Source organism: Nostoc sp. DSM 114160 (assembly GCF_053470305.1).
The window spans coordinates 598,566-617,531 of the sequence record NZ_JBPFGO010000004.1 but is presented as its reverse complement, the minus strand read 5'-3'; the positions used below and the strand labels follow the sequence as shown (position 1 = coordinate 617,531).

Genomic DNA, 18,966 nt, shown 5'->3' with positions numbered 1-18,966 from the left:
TAGAAAGCTATGAAAAAAGAGGCATCACAAGATTCATTGATTAATTTGATATTGCCTCTAGCCCTCATACTAGGGCTTGTTCTGCTTTTGAGTTTGAATGTGGAAGCCGGAGAACAGGGCAGAGAAACTACTCCTCTAGAGACATGGCTCAAAGTCATTGTTGGTTATTTGGCAGCAGGGACAGAAATTGCCGCAGCAGTTGTGATTGGCGCAGCAGTGATCCGGGGTATTTCTACTTATTTGCGATTATTGTTCTCTCGCTCCAAACAACATTTTGATGCCACAGAAGGAATTCGTCTACAATTGGGACGAGTGCTGGCATTGGGGTTGGAATTTACTGTCGCCAGCGATATTTTACGGACAGCAGTAGCACCAACTCGCCAGGATATTTTGAATTTAGGAGCGATCGTTTTGCTGCGAACCTTGCTGAATTATTTCTTAGAACGAGAGATTCAGCAAGGAGAACAACGCCGTTCATCGGAGCCGGAATTAGATAGGAGTATACGATGAAATCCCATCGTTCCAGCTTAAAACCTTTGGAAGGTGCAAATCGCTCGCTCCGCCGCCACCTCGATTGGAAAGGTGAGTTGGCATTAGCCACTGCGCCGACATTAGTCATATTGTCTATGTTTGCACTAGTGGAGGTACTAACCCGCCAGCGTTTATTGTTTGCGTCCCTAGCTTCTAGTGCCTTTCTCATTTATCTCGATCCCCAGCACGGTACAAATGCGGTGCGAACTCTAGCCATTTCCCAAATGATGGCAGCTGGAATCGGTTTTATAACTTATGTGCTGTTAGGTTCGGGTTATGTGTCTGGGGGAACTGCAATGATCGTCACCATCGTACTGATGATCCTGTTAGATGTGATGCATCCTCCAGCCGTTTCTACATCCTTAAGCTTTGCTTTAAAAGCTGGTAATGAAAATAACCTAGTTTTGTTTGGTCTAGCTGTGGGCATCACTACTTTGTTAGTTGGATTACAACGCTTTGCTCTGTGGCTTCTGGCACACCTGAGCCAGAAGTAGTTTCATGCTGATTATAGTTTCAAGGAGAAACAGATTATGAACGAAGAACACTCTACTTCTAACCGAGAAAATGAAAATCAAACACCCCCAAATACTCATCCTATTGCAACAGGATTGGGAGCAGCCGGAGGGGGAATTGCAGGAGCCGCACTAGGCCGCTCAATTGGTGGTAAGGTTGGTGCTGCAATTGGTGGCGTTGCAGGTGCGATCGCACTTGGAGTTGCAGCCAATGAACTGGCAGGATACACCGAGCAATTCATTAAAGAACTCCAGCCGACAGTAGGCTTAGGATTAGGAGCAGATCGCAAACCAATTGAATTACCTAGTCATTATAGTTGGGAAGAACTACAAGCACTATCAAAACCTCAAGGGAAGAAAATCTAGAACCGCAAAGTTTGCTACATCAACAAGCTAACCCAAACAATTAACATTTTGAATCTTGCAAGACAAGCTAGCTTGGGGCACAAGCGAAGTAACGCTGTAGGACTCGTAACCTCTACTCTTTTAGGCGAGAGCCTATTAGGGACTTACAGAAAATAAATTATCCCATTTCACCCCTATCAATACGACTTTCTCTCCCCCTGCTCCCTGCTCCCTGCCCCCTGCCTTCTAAGCGACGGAATATTTTTTTAATTGGAAGTCCCTTAGAGCAAGTGACAAGGTAGATTACAGAATCCCCGTACCTTCAGGTCGGGGAGTGTCAATCAATTACATCGAGGATAACGATTAAACAACCACAAAATTATTGTTCGTTAGTGACAACCCAGGAGATAATCCGGCAAATTGTACTTGAGTAAATGCACCTGCACTACCATCTCGATCAAAGAACAATGCATCTGTAGTGGAGTTATAAATAAATCGCTGGAGAAGAGTGGTTGCAGATTCTCCAAGTGTAAACTGACTTGCCTGAAGTACACCTGCTGATAAACCGCCACCAAAACCAGCAGCCGACACTTGAATTATTTCATTCGGTTCATTAATCGCCCCGAAGTCACGTATCAAATCGAGACCTTCATCAAAACTATTGAAAACAAAGGTATCAGTACCACCTTCCCCAAAGAGGCGATCGTTACCCTTGCCACCGATGAGGATAGCACCACCACTGCCACCTGTGAGGGTATCATCACCATTGCCACCTATGACGGTGTTATTACCAGTCGCACCAGAGGCTATCAGAGAATCATTACCATCGCCCCCAGAAAGCAGGTTCTTGCCAGATGAGCGAGAGTTGAAGTAAACATCAGAAAATTGGTAAAAATAGCCAGAGATGTCTAGGAAATCATTGCCATCGCCTCCAAAAAGCAGGTTATCGCCTGACGATCCACATAATTGAGTTAGTGCTGTTTGATGGCACAAATAATCTGCCAAAAGTTGAAGCTTTCGGCATACCTTATTCAGTCTTTAGATAGAGTCGCAAATTATTCATTAAAGATTTCCTCTTTAATTCGCTTGCAAACCTTACTATCCGAGTATTGAGGACTATCTAAGTCTTAAGCACTGTACAAAATTTAGTTGGTTTGTCAACGCATAAGTCTTACTAGTTTCAAAATAAATAGAGAACACTTGAGACAGCATAAAACAGTAAATCTTTATGCATTCCTTGTCAGCGTAGCTTGCCGCCTTCGGCATCGCCCTGGAATTTCTATCTGGAAAATAGGAAATATCAAAATAACCTGACAATAATTAAATATCGAATATTTACTTAGATGTCTATCTTTTCCAAAAATCTTTGCATACTCTTCATATTTATAATCGTTCAAATGGGGGTAAGAGAGCAATGCCTACAGCAGTAAGCTACGCAAACAATGGTAATCAAAATCTGATAAATTAAGTACACCAAGATGCTAAATATATATAAGATTTTATGAGTAATGGTATAAAAAAGCTGGCTGTTGCTAAACTTAAGCGAGTTGCGATGGCTAGGCCCAAAGCAGGCATCGCAATCTTTTCCTTCAGCGTCCTCCTTTACAGCCAAGTAGCATCAGCCGCCTTAACTTTACCCCTACGCAGCAAGAAGGGGATGGTGGTTTCAGCCCATCCCCTAGCAAGTGAAGCAGGAATTTTGATGTTACGCAAAGGGGGTAATGCAGTGGATGCAGCTGTAGCCACAACCTTTGCACTTTCTGTAGTTGAGCCTTTTTCAGCCGGAATCGGCGGCGGCGGATTTTTGCTGATGCACTCTGAGAAAACTGGCGAGATCAAAGCGCTCGATTTCCGCGAACGCGCACCACTGAAAGCTACAAGAAATATGTATCTAGATGCAGCAGGAAAAGTCCGTCCAAATGCAAGTATTAATGGTTATTTGGCAGTAGCAACACCAGGAACGGTAGCAGGACTTTATGAAGTGCATCGTCGCTATGGTAAACTTTCTTGGCAAGAGGTAATGAAACCTGCGATCGCACTCGCTAAAGATGGCTTTATTCTTGGCAATGTGCTAACCGAAAGGCTCAACCAGCGCCAGGAAGCAATTCTCAAGAATCCCGCAGCGCGAGAAATTTTCACTCGCAATGGTGAATTTTATCAACCAAGGGAAAAACTGGTGCAGCGCGATTTGGCACGCACTTTAACAGCAATTGCCGAAAATCCCCAAAGTTTTTACACCGGAAGTATTGCTCAAGCGATCGCTTCTGATATGGTAAAAAATGGTGGTTTAATTTCTCTGGAAGACCTGAAAGCCTACAAACCAATCTGGCGCACTCCTGTTTGTGGCAACTTCCGCAAAGCTAAAATTTGCTCAATGCCACCACCATCATCAGGAGGCGTTCACTTATTGCAGATTTTAAATATTATCGGTGACACCGATTTAAAATCTTTAGGATGGCATCATCCAGACGCGATACATTTAATGGTAGAAGCAATGAAGATTGCTTATAGCGATCGCTCAAAATATTTAGGCGATCCTGATTTTGTCAAAGTCCCTGTACAAGAACTGCTCAGTCCAGCTTACGCCAAAAAACGCCGTCAAGAAATTAATATGCAAATGGCTCGACCTTCCACCGAAGTCAAGCCAGGAGATTTAAATTCAAAATGTCTGCGTCTTCCTTCATCCCCTTGTCTTCCGCATGAATCTCTCCAAACCACTCATCTGAATGTTGTAGATGAACAACACAACGCCGTCAGTCTGACTTTCACCATTAATCTCAGTTTTGGTGCTGGTGTGGTGACACCGGGAACTGGAATTATTCTCAACAATGAGATGGATGATTTTGCTGCTGCGCCAGGAGTACCTAATGCTTTTGGTTTAGTTGGTAATGATGCCAACAGCATTGCACCCCGCAAAACTCCTCTATCCAGTATGACTCCCACAATTGTCACAGAAAATGGTCATTTTCGGATGGCAGCAGGTGCGCCTGGTGGTAGCACCATCATCACCCAGGTTTTGCAGGTAATCCTGAATGTGCTGGAATACAACATGGATGTTGGTGCGGCTATTTCTGTTCCACGCATACATCATCAATGGCTGCCAGATGAGTTGCGCGTTGAATCCTGGGGCTTGGATGCTTTGACTTTGCAAGACTTACGCCGTCGGGGACACAAAATTAAGGAAACTACTCCTTGGGGTAATGGTAACGCGATCGCTGTTACATCTGATGGAATTTTAGAAGGAGCCGCCGATCCTCGCGGTGAAGGTTCCCCCAGAGGTTTGTGAGGAAGACACAAGGACGCAAAAAATAACTAATGACAAGTGACAAATGATAAATGACTATTGATTTTGGATTGTTGACTCTGCGTAGCTGCTGCTGCCAAACTCGTTTGCCCGTGCGCTAGGTACTAGTGTCCAACCTGCTTTCAAAAGTTTTTGATAAGTTGCCCAACCTTTAGAGCCACCTGGTATTTGATAATCTGGGACTGTAAAATGTCCAAAAGCTGTGTAAGGACGCCAAGGTTGATTAGGTTCTGTCTGCAAATACAAAATTTTCTCTCCATCGCCACTAGACTTAGATAACCAGCACATTTGTCGATGCATTGCAAACTCCTTTGCTTTTAGCTAATGATGCATAATAGCTTATCTTTGTCAAGCTAATTATCACCCTTGGGGATAATTTTTGCCTAGTACTTTAGACAAAATGTAATTAAGTTCTATCCACTGCGAGATAATTGCTTAATAACTCATAGCCTGGAAGACAGCTGCTAACGGGACATAAAGATAAACAGCCTTGGCTCACCTTGTTTCTTGGGTGAGATTTTTATCATGTTATCCGCGTTTTTTGCGATCGTGTGTAACAATCACTACTATTTTGGCTGAGGCTCGGAATCAGACTATTTGTTTTTCTGCTGAGATATATAAGCGCAGATTCTAGAAGTTAGTTATAAAGTTTCGTTGATTAAACACTCTGAGCAAACAATATAAAATCTATTTTGATGTTGGTTGTATACAATAGACTTCTTGGCATTTGTCGGGGTAAAAGTGAATGGGAAAAGGGTAAAGAAACTCAAAATCCTTTCCCCTTTAACCTTTACTCTAAGAGTGCAAAAATATATTTTTGCAACAGACCCTCCATGAGCCTTCGGCTCATAACCAAGGATGAAAGTAGACTTTCAAGACAGGTCTAATCGTCCGTTTGATGACGAAAAGCAATTTCGTATTTATCTATAAGCTAAATTTAAATCCCCAACTTCTTTAAAAAGCCGGGGATTTGGGCAACAAATTGGGTTATTAGAAGGATGGAGCATACAACTTATCGCCGACAATCTCGCGAATTGTCTCTACTAGTTGGCTGTATGCAAAGTTAGATAAAACTGGTTGTGCTGTTTGCAACTGAATTTCTCGATCTAAATCAATCCATGACTTGCAGCCAGCATATTTGGCGTAATAGGGAATTTCTTGTTGCGGTAGTTTATATGTCCTTAGGAGGAGGATATAAAGGGGCTGACGTGCTTTCCATTTGAGGCGATCGCTAATAAAATGCTCGTTCCAAATATGGAAGGGAAGTAAGTTGTTGACAATAGATTCGTCACTACAGGGCAAAATATCTGTAATTTCAGCCCAACTACCAATGCGAACTGTTTCAGGATGCCAGCCTGATGTTACTGGATAGACATTATTGGCATATTCAGCTTTCAGCATGAAAGCTTGTTGATGTTCATAAGTAGGATAAAGCAGAATTTGCTTGTGAGCAACTTGGAAATGTCCATTTCGTTCGTGGATACCGCCTTTGCGGAGCAACATAATTGTATTGCCACTTTCCAAGGCATTTATGGCAACTGCCCATTCTTTGAGAGCATGAAAAGTTGTAGTCAATTCCATCAGCATCTACAGTAACTCTGATTTAATTTGAAGCTAAGACTGATAAAGTATCAACCTGTCCAAGGCAATAGATTAGGAAAGCGATCGCTGTTTCCAATTTTTCTAGCGTTCAGTTAGCAGAAGCAGCAAGTTATAGACATATTGATAGTTTACAACCACCCTATTCTTTATTCTGGAGACAGGTAGAACAAGATGCATTGCCCTATTGTATCGAAAACAATATTTCTATCCTTGCTTATTCGCTTTTAGCATAGGGGTTGTTAACAGGAAGATTTCTTCTCGGTCAGAAATTTGACCCAATAGATAACCGTGCTAAAAATAAACTGTTTCAAGGCGAAACTTTGAACTTGCCCAACAACTGCTAGAAAAACTGCGTCCTATAACCCTTCTTAATAATTGTACCCTTGTTCAGTTAGCTTTAGCCTGGTTAATTGCTCAACCTCAAACAAACGCCTAGACGCGTCATAGCGGCTTGTCGCCAGATATCGCTAGAGGGGGTTATCCCGAACAAGCACTCTTTCAATGCATTAGCCGCCCAAATCAAGCTTTCTACAGCCGAATTGGCAGAAATTGATGCCATTGGCCCTATTGTCACCAACCATCTGGATGACAATCAGATTATGTGGAATTGATGACAATGTAGTTTGGTTTCTATGCTTAATCTATTCAAGATCCCTTTAACTTTCTTCAAAAGAGGGTCGGGGATCAAATTTATGCCTCTAGATTGCAAAATCTAACAAAACGTCAACTTTCGTAAACCAAGGGTTGCAACTCACAAATGTAAGTGATAATTTAGATAGTAGGACACCAAAAAAATAAAACCAAACAAAAGGGTCAATGACTTAGTGTCCCCTCGTCATCAGCCCAAGCAAATTTCAGCATATCAAATGTGATAAAAGTGGTAAAAAGCCTAATGTAGAAGGCAAAGCCAAATCCTAAAGCGGAAAAACGCAAGAATGCTGAGTTTGTTAGTTTTTTAGTCCACCCTAGTTATTAACCTTCAGTTAGTTAATCAGTTTAAAATTTGAAATCTGTAAACTCGATAAAACCTGGTCAACCTCGACCAGGTTTTTGGCATTTTATTGTAATATGATTTTCTCAGTACGCCAGGGATTATCTGTGGGGCTTTGTTGGGTTGAGCGACAGATAAACCCAACAAAATCTCGATAATGTTGGGTTGAGGAACGAAACCCAACCGACATCAGTATAATTTTTAGTCTTAGCTGAACTGTATTGAAGCGTATTGGACTCTAGCTAATTTTCCAGCAGGGAATAAAATAAGACAGCAACATATCCTGCGAGGAAAATTTGATGAAAAATTATCGCTTTTTAAATAAGATTACTACAGCTATGATTGTAGCTGCTCTTTCTTTTTCCTGTAAATCTTCTGTTAGTAAAAATGCAGAACAGGCAAAAGCAATTGAGAAACCGAAGCCACAGCAAAATCTTATTTATGGCGATTTAATTATTAAAGAACAATCAGATTATCTGATGATTCCTGTTAGTCTTGCAGAGCAGAATGAAGATAAAGGAATTGATTTAAACCTTTCACGTTCTTATGAAAAAGAAAGAAATAATCAATTGTATAACATCATCTTTTATCAAAAGCAAGGTGGTGAAGCTCATCTTTTATTAAATAAAAAAGCCATTATCGCTTCCTTCGATTTATTGGAAGTAAAAGCGGCAAACAAGCCCACTACAAGAGTTTGGTTATATAAAATCATTGACCAAGATACAAATATAGATAAGAAACTTAATAGCGAAGATGCTACTATTGGTTATCTTTCTGATATATCGGGTAAGAACCTCCAGCAAATTACCCCAAATAATACTCGAATCATCAGTTGGGTTATTGTTCCAGGTCAAAATGCAATTTTTTTAAAAATTCTTAAAGACTCGGATAATGATAAAAAGTTTACAAAAGAAGACAAAACAAATTTTGTGAGGGTTAACCTCGATAAAATTGGTATGGGAACTGAGATTATTAGTGACCAAATAGAGCAAGAAATTAAATCTTACGTTTTTAAATAAGTTTTTCGTAGTAAGCAGCTGAAGCCGCTTACTACAAATCTTTAATCCAATACGCTTGGGTTAAGGGTTATTGGTGTAAATAATTGGTTTTTCAAGACGCGATTTATCGCGTCTCTACATGAGGGTTTGGTTGCTCATTCTGAACTGTATTAACCTTTACAAAACCCAATCGCGTAAAAGTTGGTTTACTTTATCGGGTACTTCATCGTGGGGACAATGACCTGCTGTTAAAAAATGCTCTGTCAATTCCGGGTAATATTGACGAAACTTTTGCGAACGTTCTCTAGCATTCATCCACGGATCGGCTTCTCCCCATAACATCAACAGAGAACAAGTTAATTGCTTTAGTAGTACATCAACTTTTTCTCCTTGAGGACTGCTAAAAACTGAAACAAATACATCCAATGCACCCGGATCGAAAGCAGGACGATAAATTTCTTCTACCAATTGATCTGTAACTGCACTTTTATCAAGATATACCTTTTCTAAGGTTTGGCGAATTACCCAACGTTGTCGCACGTATTGAAATAACACAAACTGAGCTAAAGGTTGTTGAAAAATCCATTTAACTGAGTCACCCAGAAGTTTCTCTAAAGAAGAGGGTTGTTTGGGTGGCTGAATTTCGCTTTGCAAAGCTTCCGGTTCCGATGTCGGCTGGCTTTCGCTAAAAGGCCCGGCACTATTGAGCAAAACTAATCCAGCTGCACTGTCAGGACGTTGGGCTGCAACACATAAGCAAGCATAACCACCAAGAGAATTACCTGCTAATACTGCTTTTTGACCAATCACTTCGCTGATAAAATCATGGAGTTGGTCGCGCCACAAGTCGCCACTATACTGCAATTTTGGTTTTGCCGATCGCCCGAATCCCAAAAGGTCGATCGCAAATACTTCAAAATCTTGACACAATCCTGTGATATTCTTGCGCCAATGGTCTGTAGAAGCACCAAATCCATGTACCAAAAGCAAAGGCGGGGACGTTGCGTTTGTTTCTCTCCCGCACGCACGTAGTAAATGTTATGCCCGCGCCACTGCCAATATTTGCCAGGAATTGGAGTTGTAGAGGAGGCTGTAGTTACCTGCATGATTTAAAGAAATGTTAAGGAGCTTTTAATAATTGTAGGCTAGGTGAGGGGATTGGGGCAGGGGGCAGGGGAGCAGGGGAGAATAACTAATGACTAATGACTAATGACTAATGACTAATGACAAAAAAAATTACAGGCAAAACTAAGCTACTAGGGGTAATTGGGCATCCGGTGGAGCATTCGCTGTCGCCAGTGATGCATAATGCAGCGATCACACAATTAGGATTAGATTACATTTATCTGCCTTTTGGGATTGAACCACAGAATTTAGAGGTGGCGATCGCAGGTTTTGCTGCTGTTGGGGTTGTCGGCTTTAGTGTGACAATACCTCACAAACAGGCAATCATTCCCTTACTCTCAGAAATTACACCCCTGGCTCAAACTATTGGAGCCGTGAATACTGTTAGCCGCCAAAATAACCAATGGGTAGGCACAAATACAGATATAGAAGGATTTATCGCCCCTTTGCAGACAACATATAAACAAGATTGGAGTCAGAAAGTAGCGGTAATTTTAGGCAATGGTGGTGCAGCTAGAGCAGTTGTTGCAGGTTGTACTCAGTTAGGTTTTGCCCAAATTCATGTTGTTGGGCGCAATATGCAGAAATTAGAAGAATTCCGCAATAGTTGGAGCAATTCGCCCCTTGCTGAGAAATTCCAGGTTCATCAATGGGAGGAATTACCAAAACTAATTCCCCAAGCAAATCTGCTGGTAAATACAACTCCGATTGGGATGTATCCCAAAGTCGATGAATCGCCTTTAAGTGTAGAAGAAATCGCGAATTTACCAACGGGTGCGATCGCTTACGATTTAATATATATTCCTAAACCAACGCAATTTCTCCAGCAAGCTGAAAAACAAGGTGCAATTGCGATCGATGGATTAGAAATGCTAGTTCAACAAGGGGTAGCAGCATTAAAAATCTGGTTGCAGCAGGAAACTTTGCCTGTAGAAGTGATGCGTCAAGCATTACAAAATCACCTGGGTTTGGGGAAATGAAACTTCTATAAGACTCCTACTTGATTTTTCAAAAAAATTACAATTCAGCTTTATTTTTTCTTCCCTATTTCCTGTCTCTATGAGTAATTCAGGATTGAAAAAGGTAGGACGCAGAAGGAGTAATTCACTTATCGGTTCAACCCCTCCTGAATTGAAGCCACTGAACGTCATATATTAATTTTAACTGCTTCCTGACAACAGGATGCTTATTTCGTTGCGTAATTGATTCTTTGAAAGTTTCATTTAGGAAATACGTATCTACGGACGTGTAATTACTCGGTTAGCAAATCAAGAAAGTATAAAAACTCTAGTATATTTTCGCCTATCAATTCAGCATTAGCCCCAATAGGATGTAGCGGAATACATATCACTCGCCAGATTAACAGGTGCGTTCTTAGCTAAATGACTATTAAGAAACCTTTGCTAATCAAGCAACCGGAAGTTGGAAAGCTCATCCGTGAACTTCGTGGCATAACTGGTCTTACCCAAGAACAGTTTGCAGCATCTTTAGGTATAACTTCTTCGACGGGAAACCGTTGGGAGAAAGGATATACCAAGCCTGAATTTCTAGCTATGCAAAAGATTCAGGGGATGTTAAAGGAGATGGGTGAGCTGGGGCAGAAAGTGTTGGTAAAGTATTTGTCGAATTAGAAAGCAGCCAGAGAGGCTTAATTGAAGTTACTTTCCCCCAATTAACAGGTTATCGCTACGACATAACCACAAACAATTCAATTCTAATTTTAGCGATGTTTGCAGATATGCATATTTTGCGGATTACTCAACCTTTGAGTTTGAGTTTACCGTAGCCAATATTTTCTTCAATTTTCAGACGAGTTTAGCTTCAAAACGCGCAAAAACTCCCAAATTTTTTTCTTAATTGAAAACCAATATTTTTCAGTCAACCTTATCTAGGACTGTACAATGTTTGATTACTCTACCCCCGCTTTAGCTACATATCTTAATATCTCTTCGCCAAGAGCAGCTTGCACTAATGGCAGTAAAGTTGCGGTCATCAATACTGAAGGTGTATGGGAAGTAGAAAGTAATGGTACGAAAAAATTAATCCCAAACTCTAATTACGATGCTCGTGACATTGTAGCAATTGACGGCAAAACTTATGTCTTAGCTGTTCCAACAGGACTAGTAAAAATCAAAACTGACGGAACTAGGCAAAAAATAGTTAGCAATAAAGCTAATTCAAAGACACGGGTAAAATTTTTGCAAAATTGGATTATTTACCAGTCTGCAAATACTCTATCAATTTATGATAAAAACCTCAACTTTAAAGCCAAACAGAGCTATGGCGTAACTGAGGTAATGGATTTTGAGTATAAAAATGGCTATCTCTACACTAGTGGCTACCAGCAACAAAAGAGGTTAGGTATTCCCGTCCAGATAGCTTTTCTTTACCGGATGGTTTTCGACGGAGCAAAAATATTTGCTTTGGCAAATATAGCAGGAAATAACCAAGGTAAGCTTTGGGGCTACAATTCTGCCGATCTTGCTCGCGACATGGCAGACACAAGACTTAACCGATTACATATTGTTGAAGACAAGCTTTATGTCCTCGGTTCAGTTTATGGGGGTAACTCAATCTACAGGTGGAATGGCAAAGACTTATTAACAAAGACTTTGATTACCACAGACAGCTATACCAATGCTGCACAAACCCGTGATGAGACAAAGGTTTATATAGGAACTATTAATCTGACTAATTTTACTGTCGAGCGTGGACAGCTAAGTATTCCAAGAAAACCTACAACTGCGGGGATGGGAGACGGCACTAGCAATTTCCCTAAAACTATTTACTCAGATGGGAGTAAAATTTTTGTGGGTTCTTCTGCTGCTTATGCGATCGCCAATAGAGATAATCAAACCTTCATGGGTAAACCCATCTCGCCTTACCGTGGAGATGCATCTCTTTTAGTTGTCTCCAAAAACCTAATGACTCGCCACGCTTGGGTAACACCGGGAAATGGTGAAGTATTGCTATTTACTGATAAGTTTGCAGTAATCAAAACAGATAATAAAATTAATGACTTGCCTACAAATGTAGGAACTGCCCAAACCTTACCAACAAATACTTATTTCGTTAAGTTTTAATTAAGCAACAAGATTGTCTACAATCTCATTACTCAATTCTTTTTTGCAGAAAACTGTCAGCCAATATAGTTCAGATAAACCCAAAACCTAGATATAGAGACGCGATAAATAAATCGCGTCTGGAAAGACCAATTATCTACACCAATAACCCTGAAACTAAGCGTATTTAACTATAAGCAAGATTAATTATTAGTTTTGTTCGCGTAGAGTTTATGCCAACAAGTTACAAAAAAGGCAGCAGTTAGGATGCAGTGCATCGCTACGCTCAACAACCGGATAGGAGGTTAGGAGTATTAATTAAAACTTTCGATGCAGGATATATTATTTTAACCATTGAGGACAAGTATAGTTCTTGTCCTTTATTTTTTTGAGAAAGTTTTCGCCACAGGCTGCATTTTATTCAAGAGTAATATCAATAAATTTTAATAGCCTCTTGTTTTTTAGCACAATCTATGTAAATCTCATAAATACATAGTACGGTAAATCGATGTGTTTATCGTACTTTTTCAAAAAATTAGGTGGGTTAGCCAATAAACTCAAAATTTAGTGCCAAGTAAACTTTTTAGGAAATGTAATCGTGAGTACATATCAATCTGAGTCAGTCAATAGTTCGACTTCGCAACTGAATTTAGAAACTGATGTTCTAGTCATAAGCCGCGATCCATCAGCAACTTGGGCAACTTGGAATGCTGCTCAATGGGTAAGAGTGATACTCGTAGATAAAGGCTACTGCGGTATCAGTGGAGCAACAGCACCTTCTGGTACTGGTTGCCTCGTAGATGACGAAGGGCGTCCCCCTAGTCGTCGCGCTATAAGAAGCTCATGATTATATGCGCTTTATACGTAATTTCCCCAGCTTGGGAGAGAAATTTAGGGTGAGGACATTTGATTTATGCAAGAAGTCTATTCTGTAAGCTGCTAGTCAGGCAACTTTGCTGATTTCTAACCCTGGATTTGCATTTAATTTTGAGTAGACAAATTGGTAGCGATCGCGCTCATCCGTTTGCCTTTTTTCAACGGATTATTGCCCTCACAGAACGCGATACCATCGACAATATCTGTAATGAAAAGTTACTTAAATATGCACAAGTTAGAGATTTTCTTAACAAGCAGTATTCAGGGCGAATAGTACCTGTATTTTAAAGATAGCGAAAGAATGAAGAATGACAATTTTGTTACTTCGTCTTTCCTAAATTAGCAGTTACTAAACTGAAAATTGAACATTCGTGGAGGTCAAATCATGTTTTCTGGAAAAATTGAAAAAGAATTATTTGGTGAAGAAATTTGGTCAATTTGGCAAACAACTAAATTACCAGACCATCTACAGTTATTAGTGGATCGAGAATTAGGAAAACGCGATATTTGGGAATTGCAGTCTCAAAAGCCTGACAATCGGCCTATTTATTCAAATCTCTATGATGACTCTAGTCATTCAACAAATATTTAACAAAAGAGGTAGTTCTTGCGTAAGGCAAGATATCGTAGCAGCAGCGAGTCCGCGTACTCTGTAAGAGTTGCAAGCTAGCAAAAGCGTCTTGTAGAGAGCGTTGCCTGGAAGAATACTGCCCTACACAAGAACTACTGCGATACCTGCGGCAGTAAATTCGGCTTTGAGAGTAAGGGTTTAAATCTCCCAGCAAATTCAAAATTTGGTGGGAAACTATCAAGTGGTGGGTCGAAATTCCCCACTAATTGCATTCTGAATTTTGACTTCTCTATTTCGGGATTTCCAAATAAAAAAATATCCAATTAACTCCTGTGGGGTTGGATAATTTATTTCTTGGAGTTACCTTTAATTAATGCAAAATCGAATTCATGCTGTAAATCCCTCCCTAATTTATTTTACTTAGCAAGAGAAGGAATCAAGATTAATGGCACATCTATTTGAACCATTCAAAATTCGTGAAATTACCTTTCGCAACCGCATCGCCGTTTCACCGATGTGTCAATATTCCAGTACAAATGGATATGCTAATGATTGGCACGTTATTCATCTAGCTTCTCGCGCAGTTGGCGGTGCAGGTATAGTGTTCACAGAGGCGGCAGCTGTAGAGCCGCGTGGACGCATTAGCCCGCAAGATTTGGGAATTTGGTCAGATTCACACATCGAAACTTTAGCCAAGACTGTGGCATTAATTCATAACTTTGGTGCTGTTGCAGGTATTCAACTTGCTCATGCAGGTAGAAAGGCCAGCACTGCCAAACCGAGTAAGGGAGGGAAAGCACTAGATGAATCTCAGGAAGGTTGGCGTCCCTTAGTTTCGAGTAGTGCGCTCGCTTTTAGCAAAGATAGCCCAGTTCCAGAAGCCCTCAGTCTTGAGGGAATTCAAGAAATTATTGACGCCTTTGCTCAAGCTGCCAAACGTTCTCTCCAAGCTGGTTTTAAGGTAGTGGAAATCCATGCTGCCCACGGTTATCTACTGCACCAATTTCTTTCACCCCTTTCTAACCACCGTCAAGATGATTATGGTGGCAGCTTTGAAAACCGGACTCGTCTGCTCAGAGAAGTAGTTCAAGCAGTCCGAGAGGTTTGGCCTCAAACACATCCACTTTGGGTGCGCATCTCCGCCACCGATTGGGTAGACAATGGCTGGGGGACATTGAGCAAAGTATTGCTTTAAGCGACAAACTCAAGTCTTTAGGAGTGGATCTGATCGACAATTCATCAGGCGGTATTATACCGGGCATTCATATCCCAATTAAACCTGGTTATCAGACTCAGTTTGCCGAACGCATCCGCCGCGAAGCTAATATTCATACAGGAGCCGTGGGTTTAATTACATCCCCTGAACAAGCTGACGAGATTATTCGTACAGAAGTCGCTGATATAGTGCTGTTAGGACGCGAACTACTCCGCAATCCTTACTGGCCACATCTGGCAGCCAAACAATTGGGACACGATAAACTCTGGCCTGTTCAATACGATCGCGCTTGGCTGTAAGCTTTCCTCGTTCCCATACTCTGTAGATTGGTGACAACTTAAAGCAATGTCTACGACAATATACACCTACGCCAAAATGCCAAGCAAGGTGTGGACATAAATCTAAAGTGCTTCGGTGTCTGGATTTGGGTTGATATTTAACAAAGCCCAAATCCCGAATAAAAAAAAGCATAAGTACGAAAAAAACCGAAACCTAGACTATGTACGATGTACATATCAGGTGAATTCATTGGAGCAATTATTTGATGTTGGTGTAGATTAAAACAATCTCTGAATACTGAATCAATGTTCTAGTAGAGTTTTACCCCTTGTTTATAAGCATCTACAAAACCCCTGTAGTCATATTCGACTTGAGTTGCATAGTCCACTGCAAAGTTAAAAATTTCGTCTTTGAATACAGCTTTATTACCACTCACAATATCAGTCACTTCTTTGTCAACGCTGACAGGAATAATCGCAGCATCGTAGTCTCGATCGGAGATTGCATGGTTTTTGGCAACCACCTTCCCTGCGTACCCCATCGCATCCATGAATTTTGACTTGCTAGTTAACAACTTATAGTCAAAGTCCACTTGGTAGGGTGATTTTTCACGCACCATAAAGGGGATGCTACTGACAGTAGTATAGCCAACCAAGGAATCGAGATTGGATAACATCGCTTTCGTAGTGATTGTCACCCTTGCCCCTTCTTGGTTTCCGTAGACTGAACTCGGCAGCAAACCTGGAACTGCGATCGCAACTGCGCTACTGCCTTCCTGTTTCATTTCTAAAATGCGATCGTCGTCGGTTGCTGAACTTGGCCCCTCAATCAGCAAGTAATATCGGTACTTCCCAAGACTACCAACACCTGAACCTAATTTAAGCCGAATATCCTTGAGGGTATAGTAACTGTCGTTGTAGCGCTTACTGATAGGAATTGAGGCGATATAGCTGCTCATAGCCCCAGCAATATCAGAATAGGTGCTGCTGGATATAGGCTGGAGTTCTGAGGCTGTTTTGAAGAGGCGATTGTTACTGTTATTTAGCACTGTGTACTTTTTTAAAAGCTTAGAACGGCTCTTATCTGATGCCTTTTGAATTAAATCTTTGACCACACCGTTCGTATTGCTAGATTCTAAACGGTATGACAGTTCATCATTGCTTCCCTTAAAGTCGTTCATTTTATTGAGGTAAGCATCCAAGAAATTTCGGACAACATCCTCAGCATCAGTTGAATTAAAACCATTCTCTTTAGCTACCAACAGAATGGAGACTGCCATCCGTCGCAAGTCCCAAACATAAGGGCCAAGATACCCTTCATCAAAGTCGGTGGTGTCAAAAACGTTGTTGTCTTTGCTATCTCTTATCGCTCCAAGATTTTGCAGATGCATATCTCCTTCTAACCAGATGGCTGAGGTTGAGGAGTTGACAAATCGTGAACTTGGTAAGGTCTGCATATCACGATAAAAAATGTGAGCCGTCCCCCGATAAAAAGTGAAAAAGCTATCTTTAGCTGTCATCTTTTGCATTTTCGTTGCCAGTTCTTGAGGCAATTGAGAAGCAAAGGGATGATTATATTGGTAAATTTCATTCACCACCCAAGTCGAACGGGGAGTTGCAGCTTGAACTGGAGATGCAAACCCCAAAATTAAAATTAAGACAAATACGACGATTGCAGATATGTGGTTAAGCATGATAGTTTCTGAGGCGTAAAAAAACTCTTGTGTAGAGAGAATCATTCAACAACAGTTTTTTACCACCTTGAGCCATACTTAACAAAGTGATTTAAAGCACAATGCAACAACTATTCACCGAAGAAGTGGAAGGCCAGGGGGCAGGGCTTGCTCCCCCTGCTCCCCGGTCACTGAGCGTAGCCGAAGTGCTGCCCCCTGCTCCCCCTTTCTGGGGCAGGTTTTTTTGATTAGACAAATTTTTGGGATTTTAAAACCAAAACCATTGTCTGAGAACTTAAAACTACGTTCAATAATTGAGAACATTCTCAACTATTTATCGAAAGCCTAAAAGCCTGCCCTTGAAAGCTGCTCCCCTGCCTCTTTTGACTCTCAAGTATGGAGGGGATTCAAAAAGGTAAAATTATAAAGAATCGTTACAACATAATCATGTCAACCATCCAAACAACTGTGGTTCTGGCGATGACGGCCGATGGAAAAATTAGTGCCGTAGATCCGAAAGCGCCTCGTGAACCCAATGTAGTCGATCAAGCACACTTGGAGTATCAAGTCTCCCTTGCCGATTTAGTGCTGGTAGGAGCAGGGACAATTCGGGCTGAGGGGGGAACCTTTGCAATTAGCGATCGCGAACTGTTGGCAGCACGTGAGGTTCGCGGCCAGTCTCCTCAACCGATAACTTGCGTTGTTTCACCTTCCCTTAACTTATCGCCGGACTTGCCTTTTTTGAGTCAGGACATTGAGCGATGGATATTTACCACACGGACTGCTATAGAGCGCAGTTCTGATACAACAACTTTGCAAAAACTGGCTGAATTAATTGATTTGGGAGATACAGACCTGAACTGGGATCGGGGCTACAGCTTGATGGCAGAGCGGGGTATTCGCAAAGTCGTTGCTTTGGGAGGTGGCTCTTTAACAGCTGCTCTAGTTCAGGCAGGACGAATTGACGATTGGTGGCTGACCATTTGGCCGCTCATTTTTGGGGGAAAGCACGCCCCTAGCCCAGTGGAGGGAGAGGGTTTTCTTCCCGATGCTGCTCCTCATCTAGAACTCATAGAAACTCGTCAGGTTGGAAGCAATCTGTTTTTACACTACCGCACAATCAAGTGAAAACGCGCTGCCAGAATTCAGCACTACGATCCTTGATACTAGAAAGCAGGGGAAGAGGGGTGCTTTTGCCCACAATTTGACTGAGTTTGTACCTTTTACCCTACCCCCTGCCTCTAATCAACCAGGAGGCCAATTTAACTGCCGTCCTCCCAAAATATGCAAATGTAAGTGATCGACTGTTTGACCGCCGTCATCACCAGCATTGATCACAACTCGATAACCATTTTTTAATCCAGCTTCTTCTGCAACACGTTTAGCAGTTAACAAAAGATGCCCTAACACAGTATGATCCTCAGATTCAGCCTCAGCTAGTGTCGCAATGGGTTTTTTAGGAATCACGAGGATGTGAACGGGCGCTTGGGGATGGATGTCTTTGAATGCTAGGGCTAAATTATCCTCATAAACAATATCAGCGGGAATTTCCCGACGAATGATTTTGCTGAAAATCGTTTCTGTAGTTTCACTCATGCCAACAATCTACCTACTAATCTGCTAGAGATTTTATATTAAGTCCGCCTAATTACTTATCATTGACAAAATTTGATTGTGCGGGTAATACCATTTTGGATTTTAGATTTTAGACTTCGGCTCCTTTCGACTTCGCTCAAGGCAAGTCGCTCAGTCGAACGATTTTGGATTGTGAAACATCCATTGGATAAGGGACTTCCAAGAAATAAATTATCCACTCTTGTGGGGTGGGCGACACGAGCGCCCGTTGACAGGGGCGGACAAGATATCCACCCCACAAGAAAAG

Annotated in this window: 17 protein-coding genes and 3 pseudogenes; 14 read left to right on the top strand and 6 right to left on the bottom strand. The window is 41.4% G+C overall.

Annotated features, from left to right (window positions below; translation table 11 throughout):
- Window positions 1-9 precede the first annotated feature (9 nt).
- Genes NSTCB13_RS34520 through NSTCB13_RS34510 form a run of 3 tightly spaced genes read left to right on the top strand, consistent with a single transcriptional unit; the run spans window position 10 to window position 1,409 of the window.
- Window positions 10-510 (top strand): DUF1622 domain-containing protein, encoded by a 501-nt coding sequence (locus tag NSTCB13_RS34520; protein WP_448275533.1) that lies wholly within the window; start codon window positions 10-12, stop codon window positions 508-510.
- Window positions 507-1,025, top strand: a complete 519-nt coding sequence (locus tag NSTCB13_RS34515) for an HPP family protein (protein ID WP_448275531.1) — start codon at window positions 507-509, stop codon at window positions 1,023-1,025. Before NSTCB13_RS34520 ends, NSTCB13_RS34515 begins: the two co-directional genes overlap by 4 nt.
- 36 nt (window positions 1,026-1,061) lie before the next feature.
- Window positions 1,062-1,409, top strand: a complete 348-nt coding sequence (locus NSTCB13_RS34510; RefSeq protein WP_448275529.1) for a hypothetical protein — start codon at window positions 1,062-1,064, stop codon at window positions 1,407-1,409.
- A gap of 342 nt (window positions 1,410-1,751) precedes the next feature.
- Here the strand turns inward: NSTCB13_RS34510 and NSTCB13_RS34505 are convergent, their stop codons facing one another.
- The gene (locus tag NSTCB13_RS34505) at window positions 1,752-2,393 is read right to left on the bottom strand and encodes a hypothetical protein (RefSeq protein ID WP_448275528.1); all 642 of its coding nucleotides are present in this window, start codon (window positions 2,391-2,393) and stop codon (window positions 1,752-1,754) included.
- 547 nt (window positions 2,394-2,940) lie between these two features.
- Here NSTCB13_RS34505 and ggt point away from each other — a divergent pair.
- Window positions 2,941-4,674: a gamma-glutamyltransferase gene (gene ggt, locus NSTCB13_RS34500; protein ID WP_448275882.1), complete on the top strand. Its 1,734-nt coding sequence runs from the start codon at window positions 2,941-2,943 to the stop codon at window positions 4,672-4,674.
- Between the two features lie 54 nt (window positions 4,675-4,728).
- On the opposite strand, the gene NSTCB13_RS34495 is transcribed toward ggt, so the two are convergent.
- Both NSTCB13_RS34495 and NSTCB13_RS34490 read right to left on the bottom strand, forming a co-directional pair.
- Window positions 4,729-4,992 carry a hypothetical protein gene (locus NSTCB13_RS34495; protein ID WP_448275526.1) on the bottom strand — a complete coding sequence of 88 codons (264 nt, stop codon included), beginning with the start codon at window positions 4,990-4,992 and terminating at the stop codon, window positions 4,729-4,731.
- 690 nt (window positions 4,993-5,682) lie between these two features.
- Window positions 5,683-6,279, bottom strand: coding sequence for a DUF1802 family protein (locus NSTCB13_RS34490; protein WP_448275524.1), 597 nt, complete (start codon window positions 6,277-6,279; stop codon window positions 5,683-5,685).
- 71 nt (window positions 6,280-6,350) lie between these two features.
- Here NSTCB13_RS34490 and NSTCB13_RS34485 point away from each other — a divergent pair.
- Window positions 6,351-6,905, top strand: a pseudogene (locus NSTCB13_RS34485) (aldo/keto reductase); the annotation flags it as partial.
- Window positions 6,906-7,584: 679 nt separating this feature from the next.
- Complete coding sequence (locus tag NSTCB13_RS34480) at window positions 7,585-8,304, top strand: hypothetical protein (protein ID WP_448275523.1); 720 nt, start codon at window positions 7,585-7,587, stop codon at window positions 8,302-8,304.
- A gap of 156 nt (window positions 8,305-8,460) precedes the next feature.
- Here NSTCB13_RS34480 and NSTCB13_RS34475 read toward each other — a convergent pair.
- Window positions 8,461-9,389, bottom strand: a pseudogene (locus NSTCB13_RS34475) (alpha/beta fold hydrolase).
- A 117-nt stretch (window positions 9,390-9,506) separates the two neighbouring features.
- Here NSTCB13_RS34475 and NSTCB13_RS34470 point away from each other — a divergent pair.
- The 7 genes and pseudogenes from NSTCB13_RS34470 to namA all read left to right on the top strand — a co-directional run bounded on the left by NSTCB13_RS34470 (window position 9,507) and on the right by namA (window position 15,432).
- A complete protein-coding gene (locus NSTCB13_RS34470; RefSeq protein WP_448275521.1) occupies window positions 9,507-10,388 on the top strand; it encodes a shikimate dehydrogenase in 882 nt (293 codons plus the stop codon).
- A 402-nt stretch (window positions 10,389-10,790) separates the two neighbouring features.
- Window positions 10,791-11,039 carry a helix-turn-helix domain-containing protein gene (locus NSTCB13_RS34465; protein WP_448275520.1) on the top strand — a complete coding sequence of 83 codons (249 nt, stop codon included), beginning with the start codon at window positions 10,791-10,793 and terminating at the stop codon, window positions 11,037-11,039.
- Between the two features lie 270 nt (window positions 11,040-11,309).
- Window positions 11,310-12,491, top strand: coding sequence for a hypothetical protein (locus NSTCB13_RS34460; RefSeq protein ID WP_448275518.1), 1,182 nt, complete (start codon window positions 11,310-11,312; stop codon window positions 12,489-12,491).
- 577 nt (window positions 12,492-13,068) lie between these two features.
- On the top strand, window positions 13,069-13,317 hold the full coding sequence (locus NSTCB13_RS34455; protein WP_448275517.1) for a hypothetical protein: 249 nt from the start codon (window positions 13,069-13,071) through the stop codon (window positions 13,315-13,317).
- 140 nt (window positions 13,318-13,457) lie between these two features.
- Window positions 13,458-13,634: a hypothetical protein gene (locus tag NSTCB13_RS34450; protein WP_445626179.1), complete on the top strand. Its 177-nt coding sequence runs from the start codon at window positions 13,458-13,460 to the stop codon at window positions 13,632-13,634.
- Window positions 13,635-13,731: 97 nt separating this feature from the next.
- Complete coding sequence (locus NSTCB13_RS34445; RefSeq protein ID WP_448275515.1) at window positions 13,732-13,938, top strand: hypothetical protein; 207 nt, start codon at window positions 13,732-13,734, stop codon at window positions 13,936-13,938.
- Window positions 13,939-14,362: 424 nt separating this feature from the next.
- Window positions 14,363-15,432 (top strand): annotated as a pseudogene (gene namA, locus NSTCB13_RS34440) (NADPH dehydrogenase NamA).
- A 290-nt stretch (window positions 15,433-15,722) separates the two neighbouring features.
- Here the strand turns inward: namA and NSTCB13_RS34435 are convergent.
- Window positions 15,723-17,150 (bottom strand): DUF2252 domain-containing protein, encoded by a 1,428-nt coding sequence (locus NSTCB13_RS34435; RefSeq protein ID WP_448275513.1) that lies wholly within the window; start codon window positions 17,148-17,150, stop codon window positions 15,723-15,725.
- 381 nt (window positions 17,151-17,531) lie between these two features.
- Between NSTCB13_RS34435 and NSTCB13_RS34430 the strand changes: the two genes are divergently transcribed.
- Complete coding sequence (locus NSTCB13_RS34430; RefSeq protein ID WP_445626175.1) at window positions 17,532-18,212, top strand: RibD family protein; 681 nt, start codon at window positions 17,532-17,534, stop codon at window positions 18,210-18,212.
- A 117-nt stretch (window positions 18,213-18,329) separates the two neighbouring features.
- Here NSTCB13_RS34430 and NSTCB13_RS34425 read toward each other — a convergent pair whose 3' ends face one another.
- Window positions 18,330-18,680, bottom strand: coding sequence for a histidine triad nucleotide-binding protein (locus NSTCB13_RS34425; RefSeq protein ID WP_448275511.1), 351 nt, complete (start codon window positions 18,678-18,680; stop codon window positions 18,330-18,332).
- Window positions 18,681-18,966 lie beyond the last annotated feature (286 nt).